The sequence below is a fragment of the Halodesulfovibrio sp. MK-HDV genome, assembly GCF_009914765.1.
Lineage (GTDB): Bacteria > Desulfobacterota > Desulfovibrionia > Desulfovibrionales > Desulfovibrionaceae > Halodesulfovibrio.
The window spans coordinates 20296-46991 of record NZ_WYDS01000001.1; the positions used below are offsets into that span (position 1 = coordinate 20296).

20 protein-coding genes and 1 riboswitch are annotated in these 26696 nt (G+C 44.8%); of the genes, 19 read left to right on the forward strand and 1 reads right to left on the reverse strand.

What is annotated here, in order from left to right:
* Window positions 1-45 precede the first annotated feature (45 nt).
* The 19 genes from MKHDV_RS00110 to MKHDV_RS00200 all read left to right on the forward strand — a co-directional run bounded on the left by MKHDV_RS00110 (window position 46) and on the right by MKHDV_RS00200 (window position 24926).
* On the forward strand, window positions 46-1128 hold the full coding sequence (locus MKHDV_RS00110; protein ID WP_160711009.1) for a GGDEF domain-containing protein: 1083 nt from the start codon (window positions 46-48) through the stop codon (window positions 1126-1128).
* Window positions 1129-1198: 70 nt separating this feature from the next.
* Window positions 1199-1340, forward strand: a riboswitch (FMN riboswitch).
* Between the two features lie 106 nt (window positions 1341-1446).
* The gene (ribB, locus tag MKHDV_RS00115; protein ID WP_160711011.1) at window positions 1447-2091 is read left to right on the forward strand and encodes a 3,4-dihydroxy-2-butanone-4-phosphate synthase; all 645 of its coding nucleotides are present in this window, start codon (window positions 1447-1449) and stop codon (window positions 2089-2091) included.
* Window positions 2092-2382: 291 nt separating this feature from the next.
* Complete coding sequence (locus MKHDV_RS00120; RefSeq protein WP_160711013.1) at window positions 2383-2841, forward strand: C-GCAxxG-C-C family protein; 459 nt, start codon at window positions 2383-2385, stop codon at window positions 2839-2841.
* Window positions 2838-3452 (forward strand): TetR/AcrR family transcriptional regulator, encoded by a 615-nt coding sequence (locus MKHDV_RS00125; protein ID WP_160711015.1) that lies wholly within the window; start codon window positions 2838-2840, stop codon window positions 3450-3452. The genes MKHDV_RS00120 and MKHDV_RS00125 overlap by 4 nt, the downstream gene beginning before the upstream one ends.
* A 945-nt stretch (window positions 3453-4397) precedes the next feature.
* Window positions 4398-4952 (forward strand): type VI secretion system contractile sheath small subunit, encoded by a 555-nt coding sequence (tssB, locus tag MKHDV_RS00130; RefSeq protein ID WP_160711026.1) that lies wholly within the window; start codon window positions 4398-4400, stop codon window positions 4950-4952.
* Between the two features lie 39 nt (window positions 4953-4991).
* A complete protein-coding gene (tssC, locus tag MKHDV_RS00135) occupies window positions 4992-6467 on the forward strand; it encodes a type VI secretion system contractile sheath large subunit (RefSeq protein WP_160711028.1) in 1476 nt (491 codons plus the stop codon).
* Window positions 6468-6469: 2 nt separating this feature from the next.
* Window positions 6470-6904 carry a type VI secretion system baseplate subunit TssE gene (tssE, locus tag MKHDV_RS00140; RefSeq protein WP_160711030.1) on the forward strand — a complete coding sequence of 145 codons (435 nt, stop codon included), beginning with the start codon at window positions 6470-6472 and terminating at the stop codon, window positions 6902-6904.
* Window positions 6904-8667 (forward strand): type VI secretion system baseplate subunit TssF, encoded by a 1764-nt coding sequence (tssF, locus tag MKHDV_RS00145; protein WP_216846822.1) that lies wholly within the window; start codon window positions 6904-6906, stop codon window positions 8665-8667. Before tssE ends, tssF begins: the two co-directional genes overlap by 1 nt.
* Window positions 8631-9635, forward strand: a complete 1005-nt coding sequence (tssG, locus tag MKHDV_RS00150) for a type VI secretion system baseplate subunit TssG (protein WP_160711032.1) — start codon at window positions 8631-8633, stop codon at window positions 9633-9635. The genes tssF and tssG overlap by 37 nt, the downstream gene beginning before the upstream one ends.
* Before the next feature lie 11 nt (window positions 9636-9646).
* Window positions 9647-10996 (forward strand): type VI secretion system-associated FHA domain protein TagH, encoded by a 1350-nt coding sequence (gene tagH / locus MKHDV_RS00155; protein WP_160711034.1) that lies wholly within the window; start codon window positions 9647-9649, stop codon window positions 10994-10996.
* Window position 10997: 1 nt separating this feature from the next.
* Entirely contained in the window at window positions 10998-11483 is a 486-nt protein-coding gene (gene tssJ, locus MKHDV_RS00160) for a type VI secretion system lipoprotein TssJ (protein ID WP_160711036.1), read from the forward strand.
* A 4-nt stretch (window positions 11484-11487) separates the two neighbouring features.
* Window positions 11488-12822, forward strand: coding sequence for a type VI secretion system baseplate subunit TssK (tssK, locus tag MKHDV_RS00165; protein ID WP_160711038.1), 1335 nt, complete (start codon window positions 11488-11490; stop codon window positions 12820-12822).
* A 2-nt stretch (window positions 12823-12824) separates the two neighbouring features.
* The gene (gene icmH / locus MKHDV_RS00170; protein ID WP_160711040.1) at window positions 12825-13616 is read left to right on the forward strand and encodes a type IVB secretion system protein IcmH/DotU; all 792 of its coding nucleotides are present in this window, start codon (window positions 12825-12827) and stop codon (window positions 13614-13616) included.
* Between the two features lie 10 nt (window positions 13617-13626).
* Window positions 13627-16395 carry a type VI secretion system ATPase TssH gene (gene tssH, locus MKHDV_RS00175; RefSeq protein ID WP_160711042.1) on the forward strand — a complete coding sequence of 923 codons (2769 nt, stop codon included), beginning with the start codon at window positions 13627-13629 and terminating at the stop codon, window positions 16393-16395.
* A gap of 5 nt (window positions 16396-16400) precedes the next feature.
* Window positions 16401-17942 carry a sigma-54-dependent Fis family transcriptional regulator gene (locus MKHDV_RS00180; RefSeq protein WP_160711044.1) on the forward strand — a complete coding sequence of 514 codons (1542 nt, stop codon included), beginning with the start codon at window positions 16401-16403 and terminating at the stop codon, window positions 17940-17942.
* A 2-nt stretch (window positions 17943-17944) separates the two neighbouring features.
* Entirely contained in the window at window positions 17945-18664 is a 720-nt protein-coding gene (gene vasI, locus MKHDV_RS00185; protein WP_160711046.1) for a type VI secretion system-associated protein VasI, read from the forward strand.
* A 9-nt stretch (window positions 18665-18673) separates the two neighbouring features.
* A complete protein-coding gene (gene tssA / locus MKHDV_RS00190; protein ID WP_160711048.1) occupies window positions 18674-20080 on the forward strand; it encodes a type VI secretion system protein TssA in 1407 nt (468 codons plus the stop codon).
* A 16-nt stretch (window positions 20081-20096) separates the two neighbouring features.
* Complete coding sequence (gene tssM / locus MKHDV_RS00195) at window positions 20097-23642, forward strand: type VI secretion system membrane subunit TssM (protein WP_160711050.1); 3546 nt, start codon at window positions 20097-20099, stop codon at window positions 23640-23642.
* 48 nt (window positions 23643-23690) lie between these two features.
* Window positions 23691-24926, forward strand: a complete 1236-nt coding sequence (locus tag MKHDV_RS00200; protein WP_160711051.1) for a type VI secretion system ImpA family N-terminal domain-containing protein — start codon at window positions 23691-23693, stop codon at window positions 24924-24926.
* Window positions 24927-25060: 134 nt separating this feature from the next.
* On the opposite strand, the gene cimA is transcribed toward MKHDV_RS00200, so the two are convergent.
* Window positions 25061-26680 (reverse strand): citramalate synthase, encoded by a 1620-nt coding sequence (gene cimA, locus MKHDV_RS00205; protein WP_162859815.1) that lies wholly within the window; start codon window positions 26678-26680, stop codon window positions 25061-25063.
* Between the last annotated feature and the right edge of the window lie 16 nt (window positions 26681-26696).

Here is a 26696-nt window from a genome sequence, read left to right on the forward strand (position 1 = left end):
TTTATTATAAGAAAAAAATTGCTGAACTGTATTTGTAAGGGGGCGATGTTGCATTCTGATAACCCTTCAGAAAGAATTTGCCGTTTCGAAGTGGGTCATAAATATTGTGATCTGTTTGAGCGCTTGGGCGTTCCACGCGATGATCGTTGGCGTTCACTGCTTTCATGTCTGCGCAGCACCCAGAAATATTCATACTATTCTCAAGCACAAAAGAAATCTGTTGCAGATTTGTTAATCAAAACTCTTGAGAATGCAGATTTTTCAGAGGAAAACTATTGCTCTGTCTTGCGGGAATATCAAGCTATTTTAGCGAGTTCTTATGCAAAAAAACTAGAAGAAGCGTTAAAAGAGTCTGCCGATTTGGCCGACGATTTTCGGCGTAATGTGTACACTCACAAAGGTGCTGTCGAAGGCTTGGAAGAACAGAGTGTTGAAGCGGTTCGCAGTGGAGCAGATCCCGAGGATATTGTTGCTCAACTGAGAAGCACTTTTCAGGAAGTTATCTCTGTTATGAAAGAGGATGCAGAGCGCCTTGATCATATATGCAAGACAGATGGTCTTACAGGGCTCTTTAATCGCCGTGCTTTTGATGAAAGCTTGAAAGGGGGCATTAGTGCATGGGAAAGCAATAATACGCCGCTTTGCCTGCTTTTGTTGGATATTGACAACTTGAAGAATTTTAATGACCGTTTTGGTCATCGTATCGGTGATCAGGCATTGCAGACTTTTTCGCAAATTATGCAGGAAGTCGCACATAGGCGTCATGATGATGAAGATATCTGCTGCTGTAGATTCGGCGGCGATGAGTTTGCTATTTTGTTGTTTGGTGACGCAGCGTCAGATGTTATCGAAATAGCACAATCTATTAGAGCACGCCTTGAAACCTATGACTTTGTTATTCGGGACAATCAAGGGCGTATCATTAAGCGTAACGTACAGATGACCGTTTCGTGCGGTTTTGCATATTCACGTGATTTTGAGTTGGAAAATTTAGCTGCCCTTATGTTGGATGCCGCAGATTCTGCTCTTTACGAAGCAAAAGATCTCGGGCGAAATCGAATTGTTGAGTACACAAAAAAAGACAATAGTTGCACATTTACCGTCATCAGCGGCGGTGAGGTTGCATAAAATATAATAAAAATGGTTCCGGTCATGTTGACACAACGACAGGAACCATATAGCAATTTTCTTAACGCGAATTTATTCTCAGGGCAGGGTGTAATTCCCTACCGGCGGTAATCCTCATTAGGAAAGCCCGCGAGCGCTTCGTTGTACGAAGGTCAGCAGATCTGGTGTGATTCCAGAGCCGACGGTTAGAGTCCGGATGAAAGAGATTAAATGCAGCTTGCATTCCTTTTTTGGCAGCGTATATATGCTGCTCTATTCTTTTGCACTGCTTTTTACTTGCCCTGATTCTTGCGATTCTTAAACTTTTTGGAGAATTCAATGAATCAGTCATTACTTGATCAGTTTGGTACCTCAGAGGAACGTGTAAAAAGAGCTCTTGCTGCTTTGCAGCAGGGATCTGGTGTTATTGTTACTGACGATGAAGATCGTGAGAACGAAGGTGATATGATCTTTTCTTCAGAACACCTTACATCTGTACAGATGGCTTTACTCATTCGTGAATGTAGCGGCATTGTTTGTCTCTGCATGACTGATGATAAAATTAAGCAACTTGATTTACCAATGATGGTTGATGAAAACCACAGCCAGTTCCAGACTGCATTTACAGTATCTATTGAAGCCGCTGAAGGCGTAACCACCGGTGTTTCTGCAGCAGACCGTGTTCGCACCGTTAAAGCAGCATCCTGTGGTAGCGCTGATTCTTCGGTCCTTAATAGCCCAGGTCACGTATTTCCGCTTCGTGCCCGTGAAGGTGGCGTTTTAGAACGTCGTGGTCATACAGAAGCTACTGTTGACCTTATGCGCCTTTCCGGTCTTGGAAATTGTGGTGTGCTTTGTGAAGTAACAAATCCAGATGGTACTATGGCTCGTATGCCAGAGCTTGTTGAAATCTCAAAAAAATATGAGATGCCAATGCTTACCATCGAAGACTTGGTTGCCTACAGAAAAGAAAATAGCCTTTAGGGTGCAGCGCTAATCCCTACGACACAACGAGAAAGATCGGACTATGTCCGGTCTTTTTTTTTGTAGCGCACTCACCAAATGCGATGATGCTAATTTTTTCTGCAAGATTGTTCTAAACACTAAAAAGTCGAATATCCTGAGATGTCACGAATGTCTTTGCTCGGCAGAGTCGTAAATTATTGACATGACTTTCGAGGTTTGCAATATTTGTCACCAGTGGTGACTTTTGCGACACACTTCATATTGCGGGCACCATTGTTGGTATTAATTGCAGACTGTGAGGAGCCGAGAATGCCTAAAACTCGAACAGAAAAAGCTATTGCTTACCTTAATGATGGATTGATGTGTTCAGAGGCCGTTATTGCACCATATGCAGAAGAATTTGGTCTTTCTAAAGATGTTGTCTTGAAAATATCAAGCGGCTTTGCGGGAGGAATGGCTCAGGCTTTAACGTGCGGGGCTGTTTCTGGGGCTTTTATGGTAATTGGTTTGAGACATGGAGCGGGTGTTTCAAAAGACCAAGGTTCAAGGAATTTTTGTTTTCAACTTGTTAAGGAGTTTTCTCAGCGTTTTGAAAAAAGAAGAGGAACCATAGAGTGTCGCAAGATTCTTGGGATGAATGATATAAATCCTGATAATCCTGAAGATATGAACAGATTAAGAACTACTGGGATATGTGAAGGTGTTGTCCGCGATGCAAGTGACATTTTAGAAGAATTACTTTTTGAAAATAAGGTGGAGGGGAAATGAATAAACCAGCCAAACCAACAGGACGCAAGGAGCAGACTAAAGAAAAGTTAGTCAGTTCCGTTGGCAAAGTTCTTGCGAGAGATGGATTTAAAGGTCTCGGGGTAAATAAGGTTGCAAGAGAAGCTGGTGTGGATAAGGTGTTGGTTTATAGATATTTTGATGGACTCCCAAACCTAGTGCTCGAATACAGTAATACCTGTGATTTTTGGCCAACAGCAAAGGAACTACTTGGCTCCGAACCTGAAAGAATAAAAGCGTTTTCACCCGACAGACAAATCGCAGAATTTTTTAAATCATTTGTTGTGGCGCTCCGAAATCGCCCTGTGACATTAGATATTCTTGCGTGGGAAGTTCTTGAAAGAAATGAACTTACAAAGCAGCTTGAAGATATCAGGATAAGAACTGTTCTACAGTATTTTGAATATCTTGAGGATATTCCTGATGATGAAAATTTGACCGCAATTGTCGCTATTATGAGTGGAGCCGTAACTCATCTTCTTATTAAATCACGAATAACGGGTAGTGTTGGCGGGCTTGATATTGAAAAAGAAGACGGTTGGGAAAGAATAAACAGAGCAATAGAATTGTTACTGAAGGGTATATTTGAGTAATATTGATTTTACTCCGCACGGATGAGGAATAAAGCAGGTCGAAAATTGTGCATGTAATCTTGTTTTTTTAATACGTCTATGTGTTGAGTGGCAATGAGCGAGTGTTGTCTTAAATTTTCTTTTATCGCGGCGTTGCAATCTCGCGCATCGTTTTCTTTTTCAGCAACTTTCAACAGCATCAGATTACTATCAAATAACGTGCCAAGGTATATATTGATGTTGTTTTACGTTTTATAAAACTGAAAACAGGTAGTCAGCAAGTTCTTGCTTAAAAGCAGGCAACTTTTTGCTCATTGAGCAAGAAGTTGCCTGCTTTTTTGTTTTTATAGAATAGAATCGCTGATTTACAATTTCTTAGATTTTATATGACAATGAGAGAAGTTTTTTACCTGACTAATGTCCATATTATTCGGCTGTTTAAGTATTGTTTGATGGTTTGGATTAGAACTGAATTTTTCATTAAAAAAGCATTAAAAAAAACGGTTTTCCGAATAGGTTTTCTGAAAAAAAATTAAAGATTTATCGAAGTTTCTATTGATGTTTGATTTTTTTAAATGTAGAGGGCAGTTGTTGCTTCGATATAGAAGTTTAAATATCGATGTGGGTGTTTTTTTGGTGCATAAAATAGGAATTGAATTTTTTTGAAAAAGTAAGATTCATTTTCCTGTAGCACAGAACCAAGTGAAATATTTCAAATCGGTGTTGTAACTTTTTATATGTCTCATGCAATAGAAATTTAGATTGTACATCGTAATTACAACAATTCATTTTTTGACATGGTGAGCATTAGTTCTTTGTTGTCTAATGAGCCATACTGTTTATACGTACTTATTGCAGTTTGGTATTTGGTTTTTACGATGATGATCGTTTAATAACAACATGTTGTAAATTTAAAGGTGCAAATGCATCTTTCAATCACAACACTATGTCGATGGAGAACTTAATATGGCTAAAGAGGGAAGTGTAGCTCCGAAAGAGCGAATAAATATTAAATACGTTCCCGCCACTGGCGACCAACAAGAAGAAGTCGAATTACCATTGAAAATGGTTATTATGGGCGACTTTAAGGGGCATCCTGAAGATACTCCTATTGAAGAAAGACAGACCGTATCTGTAGATAAGAACACATTTTCTTCCGTAATGGCTGAAAGTGACCTCTCTTTAAGTGCATCAGTGCCTAACTTGATGGTTGATGAAGAAGGCGTGGACTTACCAGTTAATCTATCTTTCCGCTCATTAAGCGATTTTACACCTGATTCAATCGCAAATCAGGTTCCAGAGCTGAAGCAGTTGATTGAATTACGTGAAGCGCTTGTCGCTTTGAAAGGCCCACTCGGAAACATCCCTGCCTTCCGTACCAGAATGCAAGACTTGCTCTCCTCGCAGGAATCTCGCGAGAAATTGCTGGCTGAATTGCAGTTGGTTGGTGGTGGTGATGAAGCAGCTTCTGAAGCTGAACCTGCTCCGAAAGCTGAGCCTGCTCCTAAGAAAGACAAGTAGCCCGTACTGTAAGAAGATCAGTGCGAAGAGGATTATTCTATGTCCGCTCAAGTACAAACTGCTGCAGTAGAGAATGCTGCACCGGTAGGCCTTCTCGATGAAATTATGGCGCAGACCAAAATGGCGCCGAACGAAGAAGGCTATGATGTTGCTAAAAAAGGTGTAGCAGCATTTATTGAAAACCTTATCGGTACTAATAAGACAGAAGAGCCGGTAAACAAAACTCTCGTAGACCAGATGCTTGTTGAGCTTGATAAAAAGATCAGCTCGCAGATGGATGCAATTCTTCACGAAGCCAGCGTGCAGGAGATGGAATCTTCATGGCGTGGGCTTAAACTTTTAGTTGATAGAACTGACTTTCGTGAGAACATTAAGCTTGAATTGCTTCATGTTACTAAGAAAGAGTTGCTTGATGACTTCGAATTTGCACCGGAAACCGTGCAGTCTGGTTTATACAAGCACGTATACTCTTCCGGTTACGGTCAGTTCGGTGGTGAACCAATCGGTGCAATGATTGGTAACTACTCGTTCTCTCCAAGCACACCGGATATGAAGCTTCTTCAGTACGTAGCTGCTGTTGGTGCTATGGCTCACGCGCCGTTTATCTCCAGCGTTGCTCCGGACTTCTTCGGTATCGACTCTTATGAAGAATTACCGAACTTGAAAGATCTTAATACAATCTTTGAAAGCCCACGTTACACCAAATGGCGTTCCCTGCGTGAGTCTGAAGATTCCCGCTACCTTGGTCTTACTGCGCCACGCTTTTTGCTGCGCGTTCCTTACGATCCAGTCGAGAACCCTATCAAATCATTCAATTACCGCGAAACCGTTAGCGACTCTCACGAGAGCTACCTTTGGGGTAACACTGCATTTGCAATGGCATCTCGTCTTACAGACAGCTTTGCAAAATTCCGCTGGTGCCCGAATATTATCGGCCCTCAGAGCGGTGGTGCTGTGGAAGATTTGCCAGTGCATGTATATGAAGCACTTGGTTCCCTTCAGGCAAAAATTCCAACTGAAGTTCTTATTACTGACCGTAAAGAATTTGAACTTGCAGAAGAAGGTTTCATTTCCCTTACCATGAGAAAAGGCAGCGACAACGCAGCATTTTTCTCTGCTAACTCTATTCAGAAACCAAAAGTGTTTCAGAATACCAAAGAAGGTAAGGAAGCAGAAACTAACTACAAGCTTGGTACTCAGCTTCCATACATGATGATCATCAACCGCCTTGCGCACTACATTAAAGTGCTCCAGCGCGAACAGATTGGTTCATGGAAAGAACGCCAGGATCTTGAGCGCGATCTTAATACATGGATTCGTCAGTATGTTGCTGATCAGGAAAACCCACCTTCTGATGTACGTAGCCGTCGTCCGCTTCGCGCTGCAAAAATCGAAGTTTCCGATATCGAAGGCGATCCAGGCTGGTATCAGGTTTCTCTCGCAGTACGTCCTCACTTCAAATATATGGGTGCGAATTTTGAATTGTCCTTGGTAGGCCGACTCGATCAGGCATAGCAATGTCTCATCTTCGAGCTAAGAACAATTCTTACGGAAGCTTCTTTGAACGACTAGAAGCAGATGCATCAACTCGGTCGGTGACGCAATGTCCCGACCCCGTTGATGTGGTCGATTCCGTAAAGCGAAATATCGCACAGCTTCTTAACACCCGTATGGGCGAATCGCTAAGTGCACCCGATCTCGGGTTGATGGATTTTAATGACGCAACTCTCGGTAGTCAGGATTTGGCTGTACAGATTCGTCGGGCAATCCGTCATTGCATAGAGCGGTACGAACCGCGGGTGGAAGATATCGATATCAGAGTGTTACCGGACGCAACAACGCCGCTGAAGCTGAAATTTCATATTGTAGCAACAGTACGTTCTGGCGCTATGCACGACAAAGTGCAGATAGACCTCTTCTTGGATAGTAACAGATCATACAGAGTAAAGTAGTGCGTGACAGATATTTCAGAGATGAACTCGCTTTCTTGCGAGAGCAAGGTGCCGCTTTTTCAGAAGTGTATCCTCAGCTTTCCCGTTTTCTTAATGCCCGTACAACCGACCCTGATGTTGAGCGGTTGTTGGAAGGCTTTGCTTTTCTAACAGGACGCTTACGGGAAAAGGTGGAAGACGAGTTCCCTGAGCTTACGCATTCAATCATTAACATGCTCTGGCCTAACTACCTGAGGCCTGTTCCTAGCATCAGTATCGTACAGTTTACTCCTGATGAAAAAGCAATCAGCGAACGGCAGACTGTGGCGAAGGGAACTAGATTGAACAGTGTGCCTGTGTTCGGAACGACTTGTCAGTTCCGCACCTGTCACGAACTGGATATCTGCCCGATAGTACGTGAGAAGGTAACAACAACCACAACTCGTGAATCTTCGCATATTGATGTGGACTTACGAATTTTGGGCGATCTCAATGCTGAGAGCGTGGATTTTAATTCGTTACGCTTTTATTTAAGCGGTCAAACGTACAGTGCTCAAATGCTCTTTTTGTGGCTCAGCCACTATTTAGAGCGGATTGAAATTATTGCTGGAGACAATGTGTATTCATTGCCATCAAGCAATTTCAGAGCTGTAGGATTTGATCCTGCTCACTCCATTTTGCCGTATCCGAAGAACGTGTACGAAGGGTACCGTATCCTTCAAGAATACCTTGCTTTCCAGGAAGCGTTTTTATTCTTTGATGTACATAACTTCGGTAAAACGTTGCCGCCGGAAACAACTGGTAACGTAACAGTACGTTTTTGTTTTTCTAAAACACTTCCTGCAGATGTTCGTGTGCGTGATGAAAGTTTTGAGCTGCATTGCACGCCTGTCATTAACCTGTTTACGCATGATGCAGACCCTATCGATCTGAATGGTAAGAGTACTGAGTATAAAATCGTCCCTTCCAGCAGATTCGCTTCTCATTATGAGATCTTTAGTATCGATAAGGTTCGGGGATGGCAGGAAAATCAAACAGGCCGCGTTCGCGGTCAGGCGCGTATTTATACGCCATTTGAGAGTTTTCAGCACGAAATTGAACGCGCACAGGATCGAAACACACTCTATTACCGCGTACGAGTGAGAGATAGCATCCGTAACGACGGATTTGAACACTACCTGTCATTCGTACGTGGTGATGAGTCTGCCTGTATGAATTTTAGTGAAGCAGTGTCGCTGGAGTTGACGTGTACAAACAGGCAACTTCCGCTTGAATTAGGAAAAGGGGACATCTGTGTACCCACGGATAGTTCACCGTCTTATGCTGAGTTTTCCAACATTACAGAACCAACCGCACCCTTACGCCCAGTGCTGGATGGCAGTCTTCTTTGGACACTTATTTCCAACCTTTCTTTGAACTATATGTCGCTGCTGTCTAAAGACGCCTTGTGTTCTGTTTTGCAAGCGTATGACTTTCGAGCTTTGGTCGATAGACAGGCAGAGCGCATTTCCCGTCATAGACTGGATGGTATTGTGACCATTAATTCTTCACCGGTGGATAAGATTTTACGAGGGCTTCCAGTTCGAGGTTTGCGTTCGGAAATAACGCTTAACCAGTCTGCATTCGGGTCAGAAGGTGATTTGTATCTGTTCGGTACAATTCTCAGCCGATTCTTTGCACTCTATGCAAGCATCAATTCATTCCACGAATTGGTGGTGATCAACTCGGATAATCAGGAGACCTACACATGGGACACTCAGACGGGAATGCAGCCGTTGATTTAGATGCAAGCCCAGTGTGTGCCTTGCCGGAAAATGTCCGGTCATACAACTTTTACCAGCTTGTGGAGCTGCTGCACAAGCTGGATGGTTCTGATCCAGAAAGCGAAGAGTGGGAATCCACATGTCGCTTGCTGTTCAGTTCGAGTACCAGTCTGGGGTTTGCAGCTAGTGATGTGCAGGGGATTGAACGAATAAAAGGTGGGGCATGCCGTCTGGAAACAACGTTTCTTGGATTAAATGGGGCGCAATCACCACTACCGGGATATTATCTCGAAGAAATTTTAACAGAAGGAGACGAGGGACTTCGCAAGGAGTTTCTCAACTTCTTTAACCACCGACTTGTGTCGCTGGTGTACCGTATCTGGCGAAAATATAGGTACTATATTCGATTTAAGGATAATGCCTCGGATGCCTTCTCAGGCCAGCTATTTGCGTTGGTTGGATTGGCCGACAAGGGCATGCGAAGTGGAACTTCGATCAACTGGTGCAAAATGCTCGCGTATGCGGGGATGCTTGCAGGACGGAGTCGCTCTCCACAGGTTGTCTCCGGTATTGTAGGGCATTGTTTCGATTTACCGGATGTATCCATCTTGCAATGGCAGGTGCGTAATGTGCCTATTCCTGCAGAGCAGCGGTTGTTGCTTGGAAGAAAGAACATCCAGCTGGGTCAAGATACCGTTATTGGCAATTATGTGCGCGACTGCACAGGAAAATTTGTTATTTGTTTGAAAGACTTAACAATGGAACGGTTTAGGGATTTTCTTCCTATTGGGAAAGATTTTCAACCGCTCTGTACACTGATTGAATTTATTTTACGGGAACAGATGGCGTATGATTTGGAGCTTGAACTTAAACCGGATGAAGCGTTCCCGATTTGTCTCGATAAAAAGTACGGCGCGTTATTAGGCTGGTCTTCATTTATGGGTGACATAACGAAGAATCGGCGCGTGCGAATCCAGATTAGGCTTTAGAGGAACATATGATGTCAGAGCAACAATGTATCACATTAGTAGTCACGAATACTCAGGTGCTTGAAGCTGGGTTGTCCGCAACAAAAACATTTTACGCTAAGGGTGGCTCCATTGGTGCCAGTCCTGGTGATGACTGGAATCTGCGTGACAGGAAAGGGAAAGTTCGCCTTTCACATTGCAAAATTTCAGTTATTGATGGCGAATTTTGTATCACTGATACCAGTGATGCAACTTACGTAAACGGTGCTTCTATGCCTGTTGGCTGGGGAAAACATGCCCAGTTGAACGATAACGACACCGTTGCAATCGGTCCGTACGAAATGCGAGTGCATTTTGCCGATGAAGATGAAATTTTCGCTGGTAAAACTCGGTCGTTGAAGCAGGTTTTTGATGATTCTGATAACTCATCACTTTTAGCAGACGGCGTTGCGCAAACTTCGTTTGATTCAACGTTAAGTGATGATAGCGGCGCGGTGGATGATCCATTAGCTGCGCTGGATGAATTAGAGGGAATGCTTGCCACGGATTTAGATGATTTTTCATTGGATGAACCGAAAGCAGAAGATGATTCTGCGTTTCTTCTCGCAAAAGATCAGCAGTGGCAAGGTCATTCTGTGACTGTGCAGGCTGATAGTGATTATGAAACAAGTTCTGCCATTTCATTGCAACAGCAGGCATCACCAAAGGGGCGTGAAATGGATGAAAGTGCACTTGAATCAATAGAACAGGCTGTTGCCGGAAACGGGTATGGCACTGATGCTGGTTCATCACACTTTGTGGCCGGTCCTATGCTTCGCGGTCTGGGAGTCTCCATCGGTAAAAGCGAAAATCTTGCCGACATGCAAGTGCTTTCAGAAGAGATAGGGTGCTCATTACAGGCTGCTGTGAAAGGGCTTTTGAATCTGCACCAACAGGTTGAAGACAGTCGTTACGGTGTCATGAATAAAAACCTTCAGCCTATTGAAGATAACCCGCTCCGTCTTGGTCTTCCGTACGATGAAACTATTAAGACTATGTATGACGGCAAACGCAGTCTTGTACATCTTGCTGCTCCTGCCGCGATTGAAGAGAGCCTTGGCACAGTAAAGAATCATAATGAAGCTGTGCAGATTGCTACTGCGGAAGCGCTCTCTCAAGTGCTCCGTGCTTTTTCACCGGAAGTGTTGATGAAGCGTTTCACCAGCTATCGCCGTACAAGCTTGCATGAAAGTGAATCTCAGGAAGCGTGGGCATGGAGCATGTACAACAGCTACTATGCTGAGCTTATTTCAGAACGACAGAAAGGGTTTGAAAAGCTTTTCTGGGAAATTTTTGATCAAGCGTACGACAAAAAATTACGCGAAATGCAGATGGAGTCATAATATGAAGTTACGACTCATACTTATCATCTGCCTGCTCACTCAGCTGACAGGTTGTGGTTGGTTTTTCGGTGATGATGACGAATTGCCGCAGCTTCCTTCACAAATTTCGTATTGTGTTTTTGCAGATACAAAAGTGAACCAGAACGTCAGCGGTGAACCGACTCCAATTGGGGTGCAGATTTTCCAGCTGGAAGATGACTCGTTGTTTTTAGATGTCAGTTACGACGAACTTGTTGAAGAAGAGGACGATGCTCTCGGCAGCAGTTACGTTGATGATTCTGACTATCTTCTGGCTCCCGGACAGTTCAAGCATACAGAGTTTATTGAGATAGATGACGATACTCGTTTTATCGCTGTATTCGGCAAATATGCAGAGCCGAACAAAGTACAGTGGAAGAAGATTATCCCTGTTCAGCCTATCAATAAACTGTACCGCTTGATGGTGTATTTGGGACCTGACGAAGTAAAACTGAGCATAGTGGAATAATTATATGTCTGCACGAAATCGCGTTGTCTGGAACGAGGGGCTCTTTATTAAGCCTCAACATTTTCAGCAACAACAACGCTATAACGAATATTTACTCGATGCACGTGTCACTGCAGCAAGCCGCTATCTCTATGGTATTTCTGAGCTGTCGTTGAACCCTGAATATTTAAGTTTCGGTCGTATCGCTCTTGAAAGCGCATCAGGCATTATGCCGGATGGTACACCGTTTCGTATTCCTCAGGAAGATACTCTGCCGGAAGCGTTGGAAATTGCATCCAGCGATGTGGCAAGCCAGATTGTGTACCTGACCATTCCTCTCCGCAGTGACTCTATTACAGAGCTAACGTGGCCAGAAAGCAAAGGTGCCAGCCGCTTCGAAGTTCAAAAACATGAATCTCGCGATATCCATACTCCGCAAGGTGACTTAACAGTCATCGATGTAAGCCCAGTTCGACTACGGTTGATGCTGGAACAGGAAGATCGCAGTGCGTATGCCTCAATCGCAATCGCAAGAATTTTAGAAAAACGACCTGACGGCAGCGTCTATCTCGATCCGGATTTTATTCCGTGTCATCTGGATGTGTGCGCAGTCGCTATGCTGCATCGCTTCATTAGTGAAGTGGCAGGGCTTATGCGGGAAAGAGCACGCAATATTGCTCAACGTATTGGTTCCCCTAGTCAGGGTGGCGTTGCGGATGTTTCCGACTTTATGCTGTTGCAGGCACTGAACCGTATTCAGCCTCAGTTACAGCATCTTGCGAAACTGCGCAGTCTGCATCCAGAGCGATTGTACGAAGTGCTTTCTTCATTTTGTGGAGAGTTCGCGACGTTTACGGATGAAAGCAGAATGCCACCTGAGTTTCCCGGGTACAATCACGACATGCCGGTAAGCTCTTTTGCTCCGGTAATGTCTATGCTCAGACAGGCGTTGAGCATTGTGCTCGAACCGCGTGCTGTTTCATTGCAGCTGCAAAAGCGCAAGTTCGGTCTCATGGTTGCTCCTGTGCAGGACCCGTCTCTTATCAGCAAAGCCGATTTTATTCTGGCAGTACGTGCGCGTATGCCGCTTGATGAATTGCGTAAGCAGTTTATCCAGCAAACGAAAGTGGCTTCTGTGGAGAAAATTCGAGAGCTTATTTCTCTTCAGCTTCCGGGCATTCCGGTCACACCGTTGCCGGTTGCTCCTCGCCAGTTACCTTACCATGCAGGATACACATACTATCAGCTTGATAAAAGTAACGAAGCTTGGAACATGCTGAATAATTCAAGTGGCTTTGCTCTGCATGTCGCTGGTGATTTTCCAGACCTTGACCTGCAGTTCTGGGCTATCAGGAGTTAGTTATGAGTGAAGTGTCTGTAGAAAATCCAGAACAGCAAAAGCATTACGATAGTTTGCTGTTCGATGAAGTGAAAAATATTGATGCAGATCAGGACTACTGGTTTCAGTTGCGCGGAGAAAATATCAACCCGCTGATTGATGCTGCAACACCACTTATCGGAATGGCATTACGAGTTCGCCGAATGTCCAGTTGTGATGATATCGGTGAAATTTATAAGCATACTGTCGGAGAAGTGAAAGCCATTGAGGTGGAGCTGACGGAAGCAGGGTACGAGCATGCAGTTATTTTGGCGTACCGCTACATTTTCTGCTCATTCCTTGATGAGACTGTGATGAGTACCTGCTGGGGCGCGGAAAGCGTTTGGGCAGAGCATTCACTGCTTACCCGATTCCATAATGAGACATGGGGCGGCGAAAAGGTCTTTACGATCTTGTCTCGTTTAGAAAACGAGCCTGCCCGCTACAAAGATTTACTCGAATTTATTTATTTATGTCTGAATCTTGGGTTTGAAGGACGATACAGGGTTATGCCTCATGGTCGCGAAGAATATGAAAAGATCATCAACAGATTATTTCTTATGCTTCAGCGCCTTGAGGACAAGGAACCTCAGGATCTCACCAATGCAACAAACCATGTTGTGAGCACAAAATATCGGTTGAAAAAGCAAATGCCTATCTGGGTTTTGTTCGGTGGTTTTGTGTTGGCGTGGGGTGCTATTTTCGTCGTTTATTCCGTTCTGCTTCATGCAAAGTCTATGAACGTAATAGAGCAGTTAACTCAGGTTTTGAAGTAAGGAGTTGGTCGTGATACGAGTTGAGTTAAATACACTAATTAGCAAGTTAAATGCTCAGACAAAGTTGGCTCTTGAGCAGGCTGCTTCTCTTGCCATCAGTCGTCAGAATCCAGAAGTGACTATTGAGCATTTTATGACAACCTTGCTCGATAATCCTCTTTCAGATTTACGTATTCTTCTTTTGCAGTTTGAACTGGAGCATGAAGTAATTCGGCAGAAAATTGCGGACAGCATGAGCAGAGAAGTGAGCAACGATACATATCCTGCTTTTTCTCCGTTACTTGTTGAGCTGCTGCAGGATGCTTGGATGCTTTGTTCAACGGAATTGAATGTTACTGAAATTCGTTCCGGAGCAATCTTTCTGGCTGCTCTCATGCGTCCTGACCGCTACCTTCCATACAGCCTTATCGCTGCTCTTGATTCGATTAACCGCGAAGCGTTGCGCAAACATTTTGCTCAGCTGACTGCAGATTCATCAGAAACTGATGTTGTTTCAGACGGTAAGAAATCTGTGCCGATCATGGATGCAGATGCAACAGCTCTTGGTAAGTATTGCGTTAACTTTACAGAACTTGCTCGTAATGACGAACTTGACCCTGTGCTTGCTCGTGATGATGAAATTAGCCTGATGATCGACATTCTGTGTCGCCGTCGTAAAAACAACCCGATTATCGTTGGTGATGCCGGTGTTGGTAAAAGTGCGGTTGTAGAAGGCTTAGCATTACGGATTGTAGCTGAAAAAGTGCCGGCATCTTTGCGCGGCGTAGAGCTTCTTTGTCTTGATTTAGGCAGATTGCAAGCTGGAGCCGCTGTTAAGGGTGAGTTTGAAAAACGTCTTAAGAATATTATCGATGAAGTAAAAGACTCCGTTACTCCGATCATTCTGTTCATCGATGAAGCCCACACTCTTATTGGCGCAGGTAATCAGGAAGGCGGCGGTGATGCTGCTAACTTGCTTAAACCGTCACTGGCTCGTGGTGAGCTGCGTACTGTAGCTGCGACCACATGGAAAGAGTACAAAAAATATTTCGAAAAAGATCCGGCGTTATCCCGTCGTTTCCAGCTGATTAAGCTTGATGAGCCATCTGTCCCGCAGAGCATCGACATCATGCGCGGTCTGCATGGCGTATACGAAAAGGCACATAAAGTGCTTATTAATGATGAGGCACTTCGTGCCGCTGTTGAACTGTCCGCTCGGTACGTTTCCGGCAGACAGCTTCCTGATAAAGCAATTGATGTGCTTGATACGGCGTGTGCTCGTATCGCCATTAATTTGAGTGCGCCTCCTCGTCGTTTATCTGAAATTGAAACTCGTAGTTATCAGCGTCAGTTGGAAGTTGATATGTTGAACAGGCAGGCATTGCTTGGACAGCCGGTTGATGAAGAACATTTAGAAGGCTTGATTCAAGCAGGTCAAGCCGACCTCGCGGAGCAGCAATCCCTAACAGCAGCATGGGAAAAACAGCGCGCTTTGATTGAAAAAGTCATTGAGGTGCGTCAGGCAATTCTTGAGACAGATAGTGTTGAACGAAGCTCACAGGCAATGCGGAAGCCCCATTTTGACCTTGTGAGTAACTCCGACATTACAAGTGGGTCTGATGCACCAAGTGACGAAGCTGTGGGTGACACAGCGATCTCTGAGAATAGTACAATTTTACCGGAAGAGCTGGAAATGCTCCTGCCGGATGATGAAGCTCCTTCTTCTACAATGCTGGAGCTGCGTGCAGAATTAGATGAGTTGTATGTTGAACTCGAAACACTCTCACATAAAGATCGTATGGTGCATCAGGAAGTAGATGCTCAGCAGATTGCAGAAGTTATTGCAGACTGGACAGGCGTACCAGTTGATCAGATGAATACAGATGAGCTTTCCCGTATCACGAACTTGCCGGACATGCTTGGTGAGGTGATTAAAGGGCAGGATGTAGCCATTGAGCGTATTCATCGCCATATGTTGACTGCACGTGCTGATTTACGTCGCCCTGGTCGTCCCAAAGGTGCATTCCTTCTGGTTGGCCCGAGTGGTGTAGGTAAGACTGAAACCGTGTTGCAGATTGCAGAACAGCTCTATGGTGGCAAGCAATTTCTTACCACCATCAACATGTCTGAGTATCAGGAAAAACATACCGTTTCTCGTCTTATCGGTTCGCCTCCGGGCTACGTAGGATACGGCGAAGGTGGTGTACTTACAGAAGCAATTCGCAAGATGCCGTATTCTGTAGTCTTGCTGGATGAAGTTGAAAAAGCGCATCCGGAAGTACTGAACTTGTTCTACCAAGCGTTTGACAAAGGTGAGCTTGCAGACGGTGAAGGTCGCTTCATTGATTGTCAGAACATCATCTTCTTCCTCACGTCGAACTTAGGGTTCCAGACTATTGTTGATTATGCAGAATCACCTAATCTGCTTGAAGAAAAATTATATCCTGAGCTGGCAGGGTTCTTTAAACCTGCATTGCTTGCTCGAATGGAAACTGTGCCATACCTGCCGCTTGGTAAAGAGGTGCTTGAACAGATTATTCGTGGCAAATTAGCCCGTCTCGAAAATGTTCTTACCACTCGTTACAAAGCAGAAGTGTTTATTGACGATGCGTTGATCAGTGAAATTATGCGACTGGCAACCCGTTCTGAAAATGGTGCCCGAATTTTAGAGGCAATCATCGAAGGACAGGTTCTTCCCCCATTATCACTCGAATTGCTGAACAAGCTTGCTGCCAGAGAAGAAGTACAAACGGTACGTCTGACAGTTAAAGACGGCGTGTTTGTTGGTGAAGTGGAGTAGTGAACATGAATCAGTGGTTAGCAAGAGCCGTGAATCTGGCTGCTATTCGCGACACTGACGAACTCGTTGAAAAATATGCAGCAGAGCTACGCGAAGAGCTGGGCTTACATGCTGTTTGTGTGTTGCTTCCCAGTGCAGACGGGCGAAGGCTTGTTACGCAATACGAGGGAAATGAACTATCATGGGCGGTTGATGATTTTGAAAATCCATTTGCTCATGTTCTTCAGAACCCCGAACCAAAATTGCTTGATGAGAAAGATCGTCTGTACTGGTTGAGTGACGCGGCATTCTGCACGCTTATTAAAGACATAGGACACGGGGAAAGTGTCCTTATTCAGCCGCTGTTACCGGATACCCCGTCAGTGCACCTTCTTGTTGTGCTGATGGGAAAAACGATAGAACTGAGCAACCTGATGCAGTCGGAAACTTGGTTGGAATTCAGCAAGTTTTTTGCTTTGCAATGGCAGGTGGCTTCGGGAATAGAGCGACAGTTGGATAAAGAGTCAGTTCTCACCGAGTCAATAGCTCGTATCCGTCAGGAAGAGCGTGCCCGCGAAATGTCAGTACGAGTCCGTACTCAATTAATCGGGAATAGCGATGTTATGCAGCAAGTGCGAGAGCAGGTAATCACCGCAGCCCAATCCGGACTCACAGTGTTGATTCAAGGAGAGACGGGAACAGGTAAAGAACTTGCTGCGCAGGCAGTTCATAATATGTCTTCCCGTAGCAACAAGCCTTTTGTCGCTATCAACTGCGCAGCCATTCCTGAAAATCTTCTGGAAAGTGAACTGTTCGGGTACGAACGGGGTGCTTTTTCCGGTGCTGACAAAGCCAAAAAAGGGCTTTTAGCAGAAGCGGATGGCGGCACATTGTTTCTTGATGAGATTGGTGACATGTCCGTGATGCTGCAAGCTAAGCTGCTACGGATGCTGGAGACTCGAAAGTTCCGCCCTGTTGGTGCTAAAGATGAAATTCATTCAGATTTTCGTCTGGTAGCGGCAACACATGTTCATCTACGCGAACAAGTGGAAAGGAACCAGTTCCGATCTGACCTGTATTACAGACTTAATCAATATCCATTAGACCTTCCTTCTTTGGCTGAACGAAAAGAAGATCTTTCCGAACTCACGTTGCATTTCATTGATGCTTACAACAAAAGCCGCGGCACAGAAGTCACTGGCATACGGTACGCTGCGTTGAAATTTTTACGTGAGTACGATTTTCCCGGAAACGTACGAGAGTTGCGCAACTTAATTGAATTTTCATGTGCGCAGACAAACTCCGGTGAAGAGATAGATATTATGAGTTTCGGGAAACGTACGTTTCATAAGAAAACACGGGGTGGGAAAAATTCTTCTTCTAAGACTGAGAAAGAACATCCGTTTTCGCAAATAAAAAATCTACGACAAGCGTTGCTCAACTATGAAGCAGCGATAATTAAGTCACGATTAGAACTGTACGACGGTAACAAGACCAAGACAGCGGTAAGCTTGAATTTACCAAAGCGGACGCTGGCGCACAAATGCCGGAAGTTGGAGATTCAGTAACTATGAAAACGAAATCAATTTGGACTTGGGGGCTTGTAGGCGGGGCGTTTGTGCTCATGCTGGTGCTCGCAGTTAATCAGAAAAAGACTCCTGTTGATGATACGGTAATTGCTTCCGTCGAGAATCAGGAGAAAATCACAACAGCGTTGCTTTGTGTCCCGATTAAGGCCCGTCTTGCCCGCCTTGCATGTTTTGACAACGTATTTCCTGCAACGATCGATGAGCTGTTGGAAAAAGAAGAAGTTGTAATGAACGAGAAGCCGCAAGAATGGTTGCGTGCGGAGGCCAGTGAAGCACTGAGAAAGAAAGAAGAAGGGTTTCGCTCTAACAAAAAAGAAACAGAAGATGCCGAACCCAGTATATGGTTCACGGCCCGAGCTCAGAAAAGAGAAGGAAAGAAAGGCAAGCAGCCGATTTTGCAGCTTGGTTGTATTGACAAAATTAGCCGCGCTGAAATTCTCCTCGACGAGCCGATAAAAGATGGGCGCATGTTCATTACCGTTATGGGTGAAGAACCTTTCACGCAGCAATGGACAAGTGACGAATCCGGTTTGGTATTGCGTCCTGGACGCGGAATTCCTGCCATTCGTGCTATGAAAGCTATGCTGGAATCAAAACCGATAATTATTCGCTCTGACGTTACAGAGGTAGACGAACTTGCATTCGATAGCCGTGGTTTGAGCGAAGCAATTGTGCCTATGCGTAATATTTGCGGTTGGTAAGGTGTCAATATGGATATCAAAAAGTACCGTGAACAAATAACAAAGGCGATAGAGGGTGAAAGCCCTGTTGGAGACCGGCTGCTCGATGATACCCTTTTAGACTTTGTTGAAAACCAGATGATGAAGATTGGGTCTCTTTCTCATGCAGATGTGCAATGGGAAGAGGCTGAAAAGGGTGCTCTGACATTACTGGAGAATAAGACCAAGGACGTTAAAATCCTCACGTATCTCCTGCAATGTCTGCAACATCAGACCACACCGGAAAGATTTACACTTTCTGTGTATGTGCTGGCAGATTTTATGGATGCGTATTGGGATACATGCCATCCAGCTCCGGGGCCGCGCGGTGCGTTGCCTCGAAGAAAGTTCTACGGGCAGATTATACAGCGGACAGTGAAAGCTGCTGAAAGTCTGGATGGCAACAGTTTTGATTTCGATCAGAAAGAAGAGCTGGAAAAAGCCATCGTTGTTCTTACACAAGCTGTAAAAAAGTTTGAGCTTCCCGAAGATGGAGTAGAGGGTGTTGAGGCTGCGGTGCGGCGAAAGCTGTCCGGTGTTAGCCGACAGGACTCCGAATCCAATGCTACAGAAGGACAGTCGACTGCCATTGTAGAGCCTGCGTTTGGCGGCCCTACGAAAGTGGAAATCGATAGAAGCAGCGATAAAGCTGTTAGGCAGACCTTTTTCAAGGTTGCAGATCTTCTTTCTGATTTGGACGGCGGGCAGGCGTTAAGTTTGCGGTTACGACGGTTTGCAATTTGGTTCTCCATAGGTGCAGCACCGGATGCAGACAGTAGTGGCGAAACGCAACTTATGCCGGTTTCTGTTGACCGTGTGACAGAATATGAAGATCAGTTACAGCGTGGTGCTGATCTTGCGCTTTGGCGTAATGTTGAGAAGAGCCTTACCGTTGCCCCCTTTTGGTTAGATGGTCATTATTTGAGTTTTCGAGTTGCTAGTAAGCTGGGTAAAGAAGACTGGGCTGAAGCGATTCAGTCAGAGGCGCGAGCCTTTGTTTCCAGACTTCCATCACTCCTGCATCTTTCTTTTAAGGGCGGCAGTCCTTTTGCAGGAGTAGACGCGGCTCACTGGTTAACAGCTACCTCTGAAAAAAGCAGTGGTGGAGAATCTTCCGGCGGTTGGGAAGCAATGCGTAGTAATGCATTGGAACTGGCTAAGGAAGGCGGTGTATCTGTTGCATTGGCTCAATTGAATGAAGGGTTGGCGACTGCACGCGAGCCACGGGATAAATTTTATTGGCGCATGTTATCTGCTGATGTGATGCACTCACATCAACTCTCTGCCATTGCCCGTCAGGAATACGAAACATTGCTGGATCAAGTTAGCAAGGTTTCTGTCTCTGACTGGGAACCATCACTTATTCAGCGTTTAAAAACAGGTGCTGACGCAGTATAAGGTTAGGAAGTACGTTATGTTAGGTAAGATTTTTAAATTTTTGAAAAAAGCTGTCCCGGGGATAAAGTCTGCGATTCCAGTATTGCTTGTGTTGATTGTAATACTGCTCGTTATTGCAATATGGTGGGCTGGTCCGTGGCTTCAATATAATGAAGAGAATCCTCTACAGTCTGTTTTTGCACGGTCGGTAACAACAATCATATTTGTACTGTCCTGCTTAGCTGTCTGGGGTCTCGTTCAGTGGCGTACGCTTGCCGGTTACAAAGATGAGCAAGAACGTGAACTGGAGCTTCAGGAAGATCCAATTCAGCGATACGAAGAACGGCAGGAAGAAGAGCTGGATATGGTTATGAAAGGGCTTAAAGATAGCCTTAATAAACGTAACTATATGTATGCGCTGCCGTGGTATCTTGTTATGGGGCTTGAAAATGCCGGCAAAACGAGCCTTATCAACCGCTCTGGACATAACTTTGTATTTTCATCAGTCATGCGAGCCTCTGGCAAAAAGACTGAAAATCCATATTCCTTTGATTGGTGGATCGGTGATGATTCTGTTCTGATTGATCCTGATGGCGAACTGCTTACACAGAACGCGACCAGTGAAGGGGAAAACGGAGAGATGGAACGTCGTCTCTGGATGAACTTTCTTCAGTGGCTTGAAAAGACACGTAGTCGTCGTCCTCTTAACGGCGTAGTGCTGACACTTGATGTGGCACACCTTATTTCTGCAACAAACTCTGAACGACGGGCGTATGCGAGCTTGCTCCGTGCAAGAATTCGCGAACTTATGGAGACCTTATCCATCCGTCTTCCAGTCTACATTTGTTTGACTAAGCTTGATCTTTTGTACGGCTTTGAACCTTTCTTCCGCCACTATACTCGAGTGCAGCGTGAAGAGGTATTGGGCTTTACCTTTACTATGAATTCAGTGGAAGACCTTGATAGCTGGTTGCAAGAATTTGATACTGACTATCAGGGATTCATTACACGAATTAACGATATGCTTCCGGGAGCGCTTCTCAAGTGCTACGAATCAGAAGATAGTATTGCAATCTATAGCTTCTGCCGTCAGATGGCAGGACTGCACGACGTGTTGAAACGGTTCCTTGAAGAAACTCTTGGAAGCGATCAGTTCTCAACGTCAGCGTTGGTACGTGGTGTGTACTTTTCCTCAGTATACCAGCAAGGGGTTCCAACAAACGCGTATGTTGATGCAGCATCACGAAGATACGGTTTAGAGCATACAATCCATAGCGCTCAGCAAGCCAAGAACTCGACGACCTTTTTCACACAAAACTTGTTCGGACGTATTATCTATCCTGAAGCAGGGATTGCGTCGGATAACTTTAGAGTAGCTAAAAAGAAACGTCAGGTGATGCTTCTTTCTACCGTAATGTGCATTATTGTATCTGTTTTACTTGTTGGCAGTTGGCAGCGTTACTACATGAAAAACGTTGAACATGCTGATGCTGTGCTTGAGAAGGTAAAAGATTACAACGAGAAGTTCTCTCATGAAATTTTAATCGACAGTGGTCAAAATATCCTTGGGCCTCTGAACGCAATCCGTGAAGCAACGTTGAAATTTGGTTTCTTCCGAGACAAGTCTCATTACATATCTGATATGGGATTGTATCAGGGACATACCATCGGACCAGAAGTTGAACAGACTTATCTGAGCCTTTTGGAAAGCCGTTACCTTCCGGCACTTATGAAGCGTTCTGCCGAAGACTTGGCAGCAGCCGATACAGATGAAGGTAAGCTGGCATCCCTGCGCGTCTTCCGTATGCTTACGGATAAGAGTGGACGTTATAAAGGCTTTGTAGAGAACTACTTTGCCCGTAAGTGGCAGAAGAGCTATCCGGGTAATAAAGAGACTCAGGAAAAGCTGATGGAGCACCTTCAGTATGCGATGAAGCATACTGATCTGCAAAAGAAGCGTGATGCAGGTAATAAAGCAGCTGAGGTAGTGTTAAAACCATACGACACGCTAGTAGCAGATGTTCAGAGTGCATTAAATAAAATGCCTGTTGAGCAACGCGTTTACCGAAATCTTAAGCAAAATGCTTCAGCAGTACTTGGTGCACCGCTTAACCTTGCGACCTCAATTGGCCCAATTTACGATGTAGTATTCTCGACTCGCGGAAGTGATAATTCAGCATTGCAAATTCCTCGTTTACTCACTCGAAAAGGATATGAAACATACTTTATTCCTAAGTCCGATTCCGTTTCCGAGTTAGCACTTGTGGATAGTTGGGTACTCGGGCAGACCGCGACAATTAACTTCAGTGAAGAAGACAAACGTGCGCTGCGAGAAAAAATTAGAGATCAATACGTTTCTGACTACGTAAACACATGGCGTACTGCCATGAACAATATTGATACTAAGATTTTCCGAGACATTAACAGTGCAGCGTTGGTACTTGAAAATATTACAGGTAACTCTAATCCGTTTGCTCGTCTGCTGAATGTGTTGACGGAAAATACAAACTTGTTCCCGCCATTACCTGATGATGATCGGGCCCGTGAAGAGATGATGACATCTCCGCGATACAAAGTTGCAGCAATGATCGACAAACAGTTCGCAGGTGTGAACAGTTTGATCGTGAAAGACGACAGCAAACCTGCGTACATTGATGAAGTACTCGAAGCTGTGACTCAGCTTCAGTCTTACCTTAAATCAATTGCAGATGCGCCGGATATCGGTAAAGCCGCACTTGAGGCAACTAAGTCTCGTGTGAACTTGAATAGTGTTGACCCGATTTATGTGTTGCAGCGTATCGCAAGCGGTCTTCCACAGCCATTCGATACTATGATTACAAAAATGGCTGACGAAAGTTGGTTTGTGGTGAAACAGGAAGCAATTAAGCATTTGGAAGTACGCTGGTCTAACGACGTATACAAAGAGTACGTACAGAAGTTTGCAAATCGCTATCCGTTCAACCCTACAGCACCGAAAGACGTAGCCTTAATTGACTTTGAAAGTTTCTTTGGCCCTTCAGGTACCTTGAGTAAATTCTATGAAAACAACCTGAAACTGTTCCTTGATGAAAATATTATCTCTAAGGATACAGAAGGTGGTTCTTCCCTTATCAGGTCTGATGTGCTGGATCAGCTTGCAACTGCTCAGCGAATTCAACGTGCATTCTTTAACAACAAAGGTGTACTTGATGTTGAATTTACGCTTGAACCAGTCGAACTCAGTCCTACAAAACGCCGAAGCATCATCAACGTTGATGGACAGTTTGTAGAATACAGTCATGGTCCTCGTAAGTCAGTTGAGCTTATCTGGCCGAACACACTGCGCGCAGCATCAGCAAGTAAACTAACGCTGATTCCTGCAGAGGTTAACAAGTCTCCACGCAGTATTAATATTCAGGGACCATGGGCGTTCTTCCGTCTTCTCGACAAGGGTGAGATTGTGGGTACAAGTGTTACCAGTGTTGACTACAGATTCACCATTGATGGTGGAGCAGTTCGATACCGTCTGTACTCAGAAGCGGATAGCAACCCGTTCACATCGGCGTTGTTCAGATCATTCCGTCTTTCACCGACACTTTACTAAATCATTACACGGGGGCTTTATGCCCCCGTCTACATTTGTGAGTATGATGTGAGCAGTTTGTTTTTTTCTGAACTTAAAAAGTTCAAACTGGCTGATGATGAAGAGAGCCTTAGAGACACCTCTGCGTATCAGCAGGTACGTGGCGAGATTAACCGCAGGGTGAACCCGCTGACTGGTGGCATTGACTGGTCGATGGTATTCAACTTGTGTGAAGAAATTGGAAAGCGTGAAGGGTTTGATTTACTCCTCGCTGTTTATTACACGGTCGCGGCTGTTAAAATTCACGGGCTGCGTGGTTTATCAAACGGTTTAGAAATTCAAGCCGCGGTATTAACGCATCAGGGTTTGAATTCTACGTTTCCTGCGGCCAAAAGGATCGATCTTTTTAACTGGATGATAGGGCAGATAGGCAAAGAAATTCGCGCCGTAAAGCCGGGTATTACCCAGTTACGGGAGCTGTACCGTTGCGAACGTGCGTGTACGGCTCTGTACGATCTTTTAAAAGAAATTCAACCAGATAATGTGCCGGATTTGGAAGCTGTGGCATTCAATGTATTTGAGCATATTGATCGGTTGGAACATCCCGCTGTTCCTGCTCCGCAAATCATTAAGGTGTTCGCAGTTAAGAAACTAGCGCTTTTTTCAGCACTGTTGCTCGGTGTAGGAGTAGGCATTCTTTCTTTGCATTTCTGGCTTACAATGCCTCGACTTATGGACTCTGTGGTTGTCACTCAGCAGACACCAAAGATATTGACAAAAGAAGAAGGCGATAAGCTAGTTCGGGAGTTTGGTTCTAATATTATTTTGGAAAAACGCGATGAGTTGGCGGATCTCTATTCCGGTGCAACGCAGGGTATAATGGAACGTCCTGTCGGTGAGGACGTTTTGGAGACATTGGAGCGTAGTGAAAGCCTTCGGTATCTCTTTCCGGAAGACGTAGATGTTATCGTACAAAGCCTTGAAGTTGCGAGCTGGCAGCAGGTGCTGGAAGAAGATTTTCAAGCTCAGATGGCACGTTTTCGTGCTGCACGCACTCGTGCTGCGAATCTAGCTCGATCAGTTAAGCTTGGTAAGCTGAACAAGGCACGCAGACAGAGTAAAGAGTTAGAGAAATACGCTGTCAGCTTATCTCCTTTGTATGGCAGAACGCTTTATGTTGAAGAGCTGCTAAACCAAAATGACTATAGCGGCGCAGAAGGGGAATTAAAAAAATTATCTCGAAGCATGAACGCGTTATCTCTCAAGATTGCACGGCTTGAACGTCAACTTTCAAATGCATTATAACCATCTTGTTTAACACTTTTATGTTCTTGAAAATAAGCAGCGTATGTGAAGTGATTGCGACGAGAATTTGGTAAGCAAATAAAAAGGGCAGTCTCCTTAAGGAGACTGCCCTTTTCTATGTAATTAAAGCTTACTTACTGTTCAATATGAGCACGCTGTTCGTGTTCATCCTTATAAAGCTTGTAGGTGATGGAATCAGCCACAGCTTGCCAGCTCGCCTCTATGATGTTGTAGGATACACCTACAGTCACCCAGCGCGAAAGATGGTCACCGGATTCAATAAGAACGCGTACAAAGGAAGCTGTACCACCGCCTTCAGGATCTTCTGCTGTCATGACTCTAACTTTGAAGTCGAGCAGCTTCATCTCGGAGAGACGCGGGTAGAAGTTGCAGAGCGCTTTACGCAGTGCGTTATCCAAGGAGTTAACAGGACCACGCCCAGTTGCGGCGGTATGTTCCGTAACTCCTTCAACTTCAACTATTACTGAAGCTTCAGAAATAGGATCTAAATCCTGAGCTTCTTTAAGTTCGAGCACACGGAATTGGTTGAGTTTAAAGAACTCCCTTACTCCACGACGACCAAGCTTTTTGAGCAAAAGCAACTCTACAGAAGCTTCTGCTGCGGCATAGTCGTAGCCCATGCTGGAACGTTTTTTTAATTCATTGAGCAATCCTTTGACAACCGGCTCATCCTTATCCAAATGGAATCCGAATTTTTTAGCCATGTTGACAATGTTAGCTCGTCCGGCAAGTTCTGTGAGCAGTACTCGCTGTCTGTTGCCGACAATTTCTGGATCAATGTGTTCGTACAATGCTGAGTTTCGGTTAACCGCACTTGCGTGAACACCACCTTTATGCGCAAACGCTGACCTGCCGACAAACGGCTGGCGATCGAATGGCATTACGTTGGCTACATCTGTAACAAATGCTGATGTACTTGTTAACAGTGCCAACTTGTCCTTACCAAGAGTCGAGTATTCGTCGTTGAATTTCAACTCAAGCGTAGGAATGATAGAGCAGAGGTTCGCATTACCACATCGTTCACCGATGCCGTTAATGGTTCCCTGAATATGGGTAGCGCCTGCCTGCACCGCAGCAATGGAGTTTGCCACTGCCAACTCACAGTCATTGTGAGCATGGATGCCAAGCTTTGCATCAGGGAGCGCTTTAGCAATAGCCTGTACAATTCGATACACTTCATGAGGCAATGTGCCACCGTTTGTATCGCACAGACTAAGCGTTTGAGCGCCTGCTTTGTGTGCTTCTGTAATAGCAACAAGAGCGTATTCCTGATTCGCTTTGAAGCCGTCAAAGAAATGTTCGGCATCAAAGACCACATCGCGACCCATAGAACTGAGGAACGCAACAGAGTCATGAATAATTTTCAGGTTTTGTTCTAACGGAATTCGTAGCGCTTCGGTTGCGTGGATATCCCACGTTTTACCGAAAATGGTACACACATCTGATCCAGAACTAAGTAAATTACGTAGGTTCGGGTCGTTTTCCGCAGTAAAGCCTGGGTGATGGGTGCTCCCGAAAGCAGCAATTTTTGCATGCTTTAAGGATGTGCGCTTAATTTCATTAAAGAACGCCATGTCCACAGGGTTAGACCCTGGCCAGCCGCCTTCAATAAAATCTATACCAAGTTCGTCAAGCTTAAGAGCAATCTTAATTTTGTCGTCATTGGTAAGGCTGATGTCTTCTGATTGAGTTCCATCACGCAAACTTGTGTCGTAGATCTGAATTTTTTTCATGGCCCTTTCAACTTTG

What these genes read in the sequence shown, in the direction of transcription:
- MKHDV_RS00110 (WP_160711009.1), top strand. Translation starts at nt 46, where the DNA reads ATGTTGCATTCTGATAACCCTTCAGAAAGAATTTGCCGTTTCGAAGTG.
- ribB (WP_160711011.1), top strand. Translation starts at nt 1,447, where the DNA reads ATGAATCAGTCATTACTTGATCAGTTTGGTACCTCAGAGGAACGTGTA.
- MKHDV_RS00120 (WP_160711013.1), top strand. Translation starts at nt 2,383, where the DNA reads ATGCCTAAAACTCGAACAGAAAAAGCTATTGCTTACCTTAATGATGGA.
- MKHDV_RS00125 (WP_160711015.1), top strand. Translation starts at nt 2,838, where the DNA reads ATGAATAAACCAGCCAAACCAACAGGACGCAAGGAGCAGACTAAAGAA.
- tssB (WP_160711026.1), top strand. Translation starts at nt 4,398, where the DNA reads ATGGCTAAAGAGGGAAGTGTAGCTCCGAAAGAGCGAATAAATATTAAA.
- tssC (WP_160711028.1), top strand. Translation starts at nt 4,992, where the DNA reads ATGTCCGCTCAAGTACAAACTGCTGCAGTAGAGAATGCTGCACCGGTA.
- tssE (WP_160711030.1), top strand. Translation starts at nt 6,470, where the DNA reads ATGTCTCATCTTCGAGCTAAGAACAATTCTTACGGAAGCTTCTTTGAA.
- tssG (WP_160711032.1), top strand. Translation starts at nt 8,631, where the DNA reads ATGGGACACTCAGACGGGAATGCAGCCGTTGATTTAGATGCAAGCCCA.
- tagH (WP_160711034.1), top strand. Translation starts at nt 9,647, where the DNA reads ATGTCAGAGCAACAATGTATCACATTAGTAGTCACGAATACTCAGGTG.
- tssJ (WP_160711036.1), top strand. Translation starts at nt 10,998, where the DNA reads ATGAAGTTACGACTCATACTTATCATCTGCCTGCTCACTCAGCTGACA.
- tssK (WP_160711038.1), top strand. Translation starts at nt 11,488, where the DNA reads ATGTCTGCACGAAATCGCGTTGTCTGGAACGAGGGGCTCTTTATTAAG.
- icmH (WP_160711040.1), top strand. Translation starts at nt 12,825, where the DNA reads ATGAGTGAAGTGTCTGTAGAAAATCCAGAACAGCAAAAGCATTACGAT.
- MKHDV_RS00180 (WP_160711044.1), top strand. Translation starts at nt 16,401, where the DNA reads ATGAATCAGTGGTTAGCAAGAGCCGTGAATCTGGCTGCTATTCGCGAC.
- vasI (WP_160711046.1), top strand. Translation starts at nt 17,945, where the DNA reads ATGAAAACGAAATCAATTTGGACTTGGGGGCTTGTAGGCGGGGCGTTT.
- tssA (WP_160711048.1), top strand. Translation starts at nt 18,674, where the DNA reads ATGGATATCAAAAAGTACCGTGAACAAATAACAAAGGCGATAGAGGGT.
- tssM (WP_160711050.1), top strand. Translation starts at nt 20,097, where the DNA reads ATGTTAGGTAAGATTTTTAAATTTTTGAAAAAAGCTGTCCCGGGGATA.
- cimA (WP_162859815.1), bottom strand. Translation starts at nt 26,680, where the DNA reads ATGAAAAAAATTCAGATCTACGACACAAGTTTGCGTGATGGAACTCAA.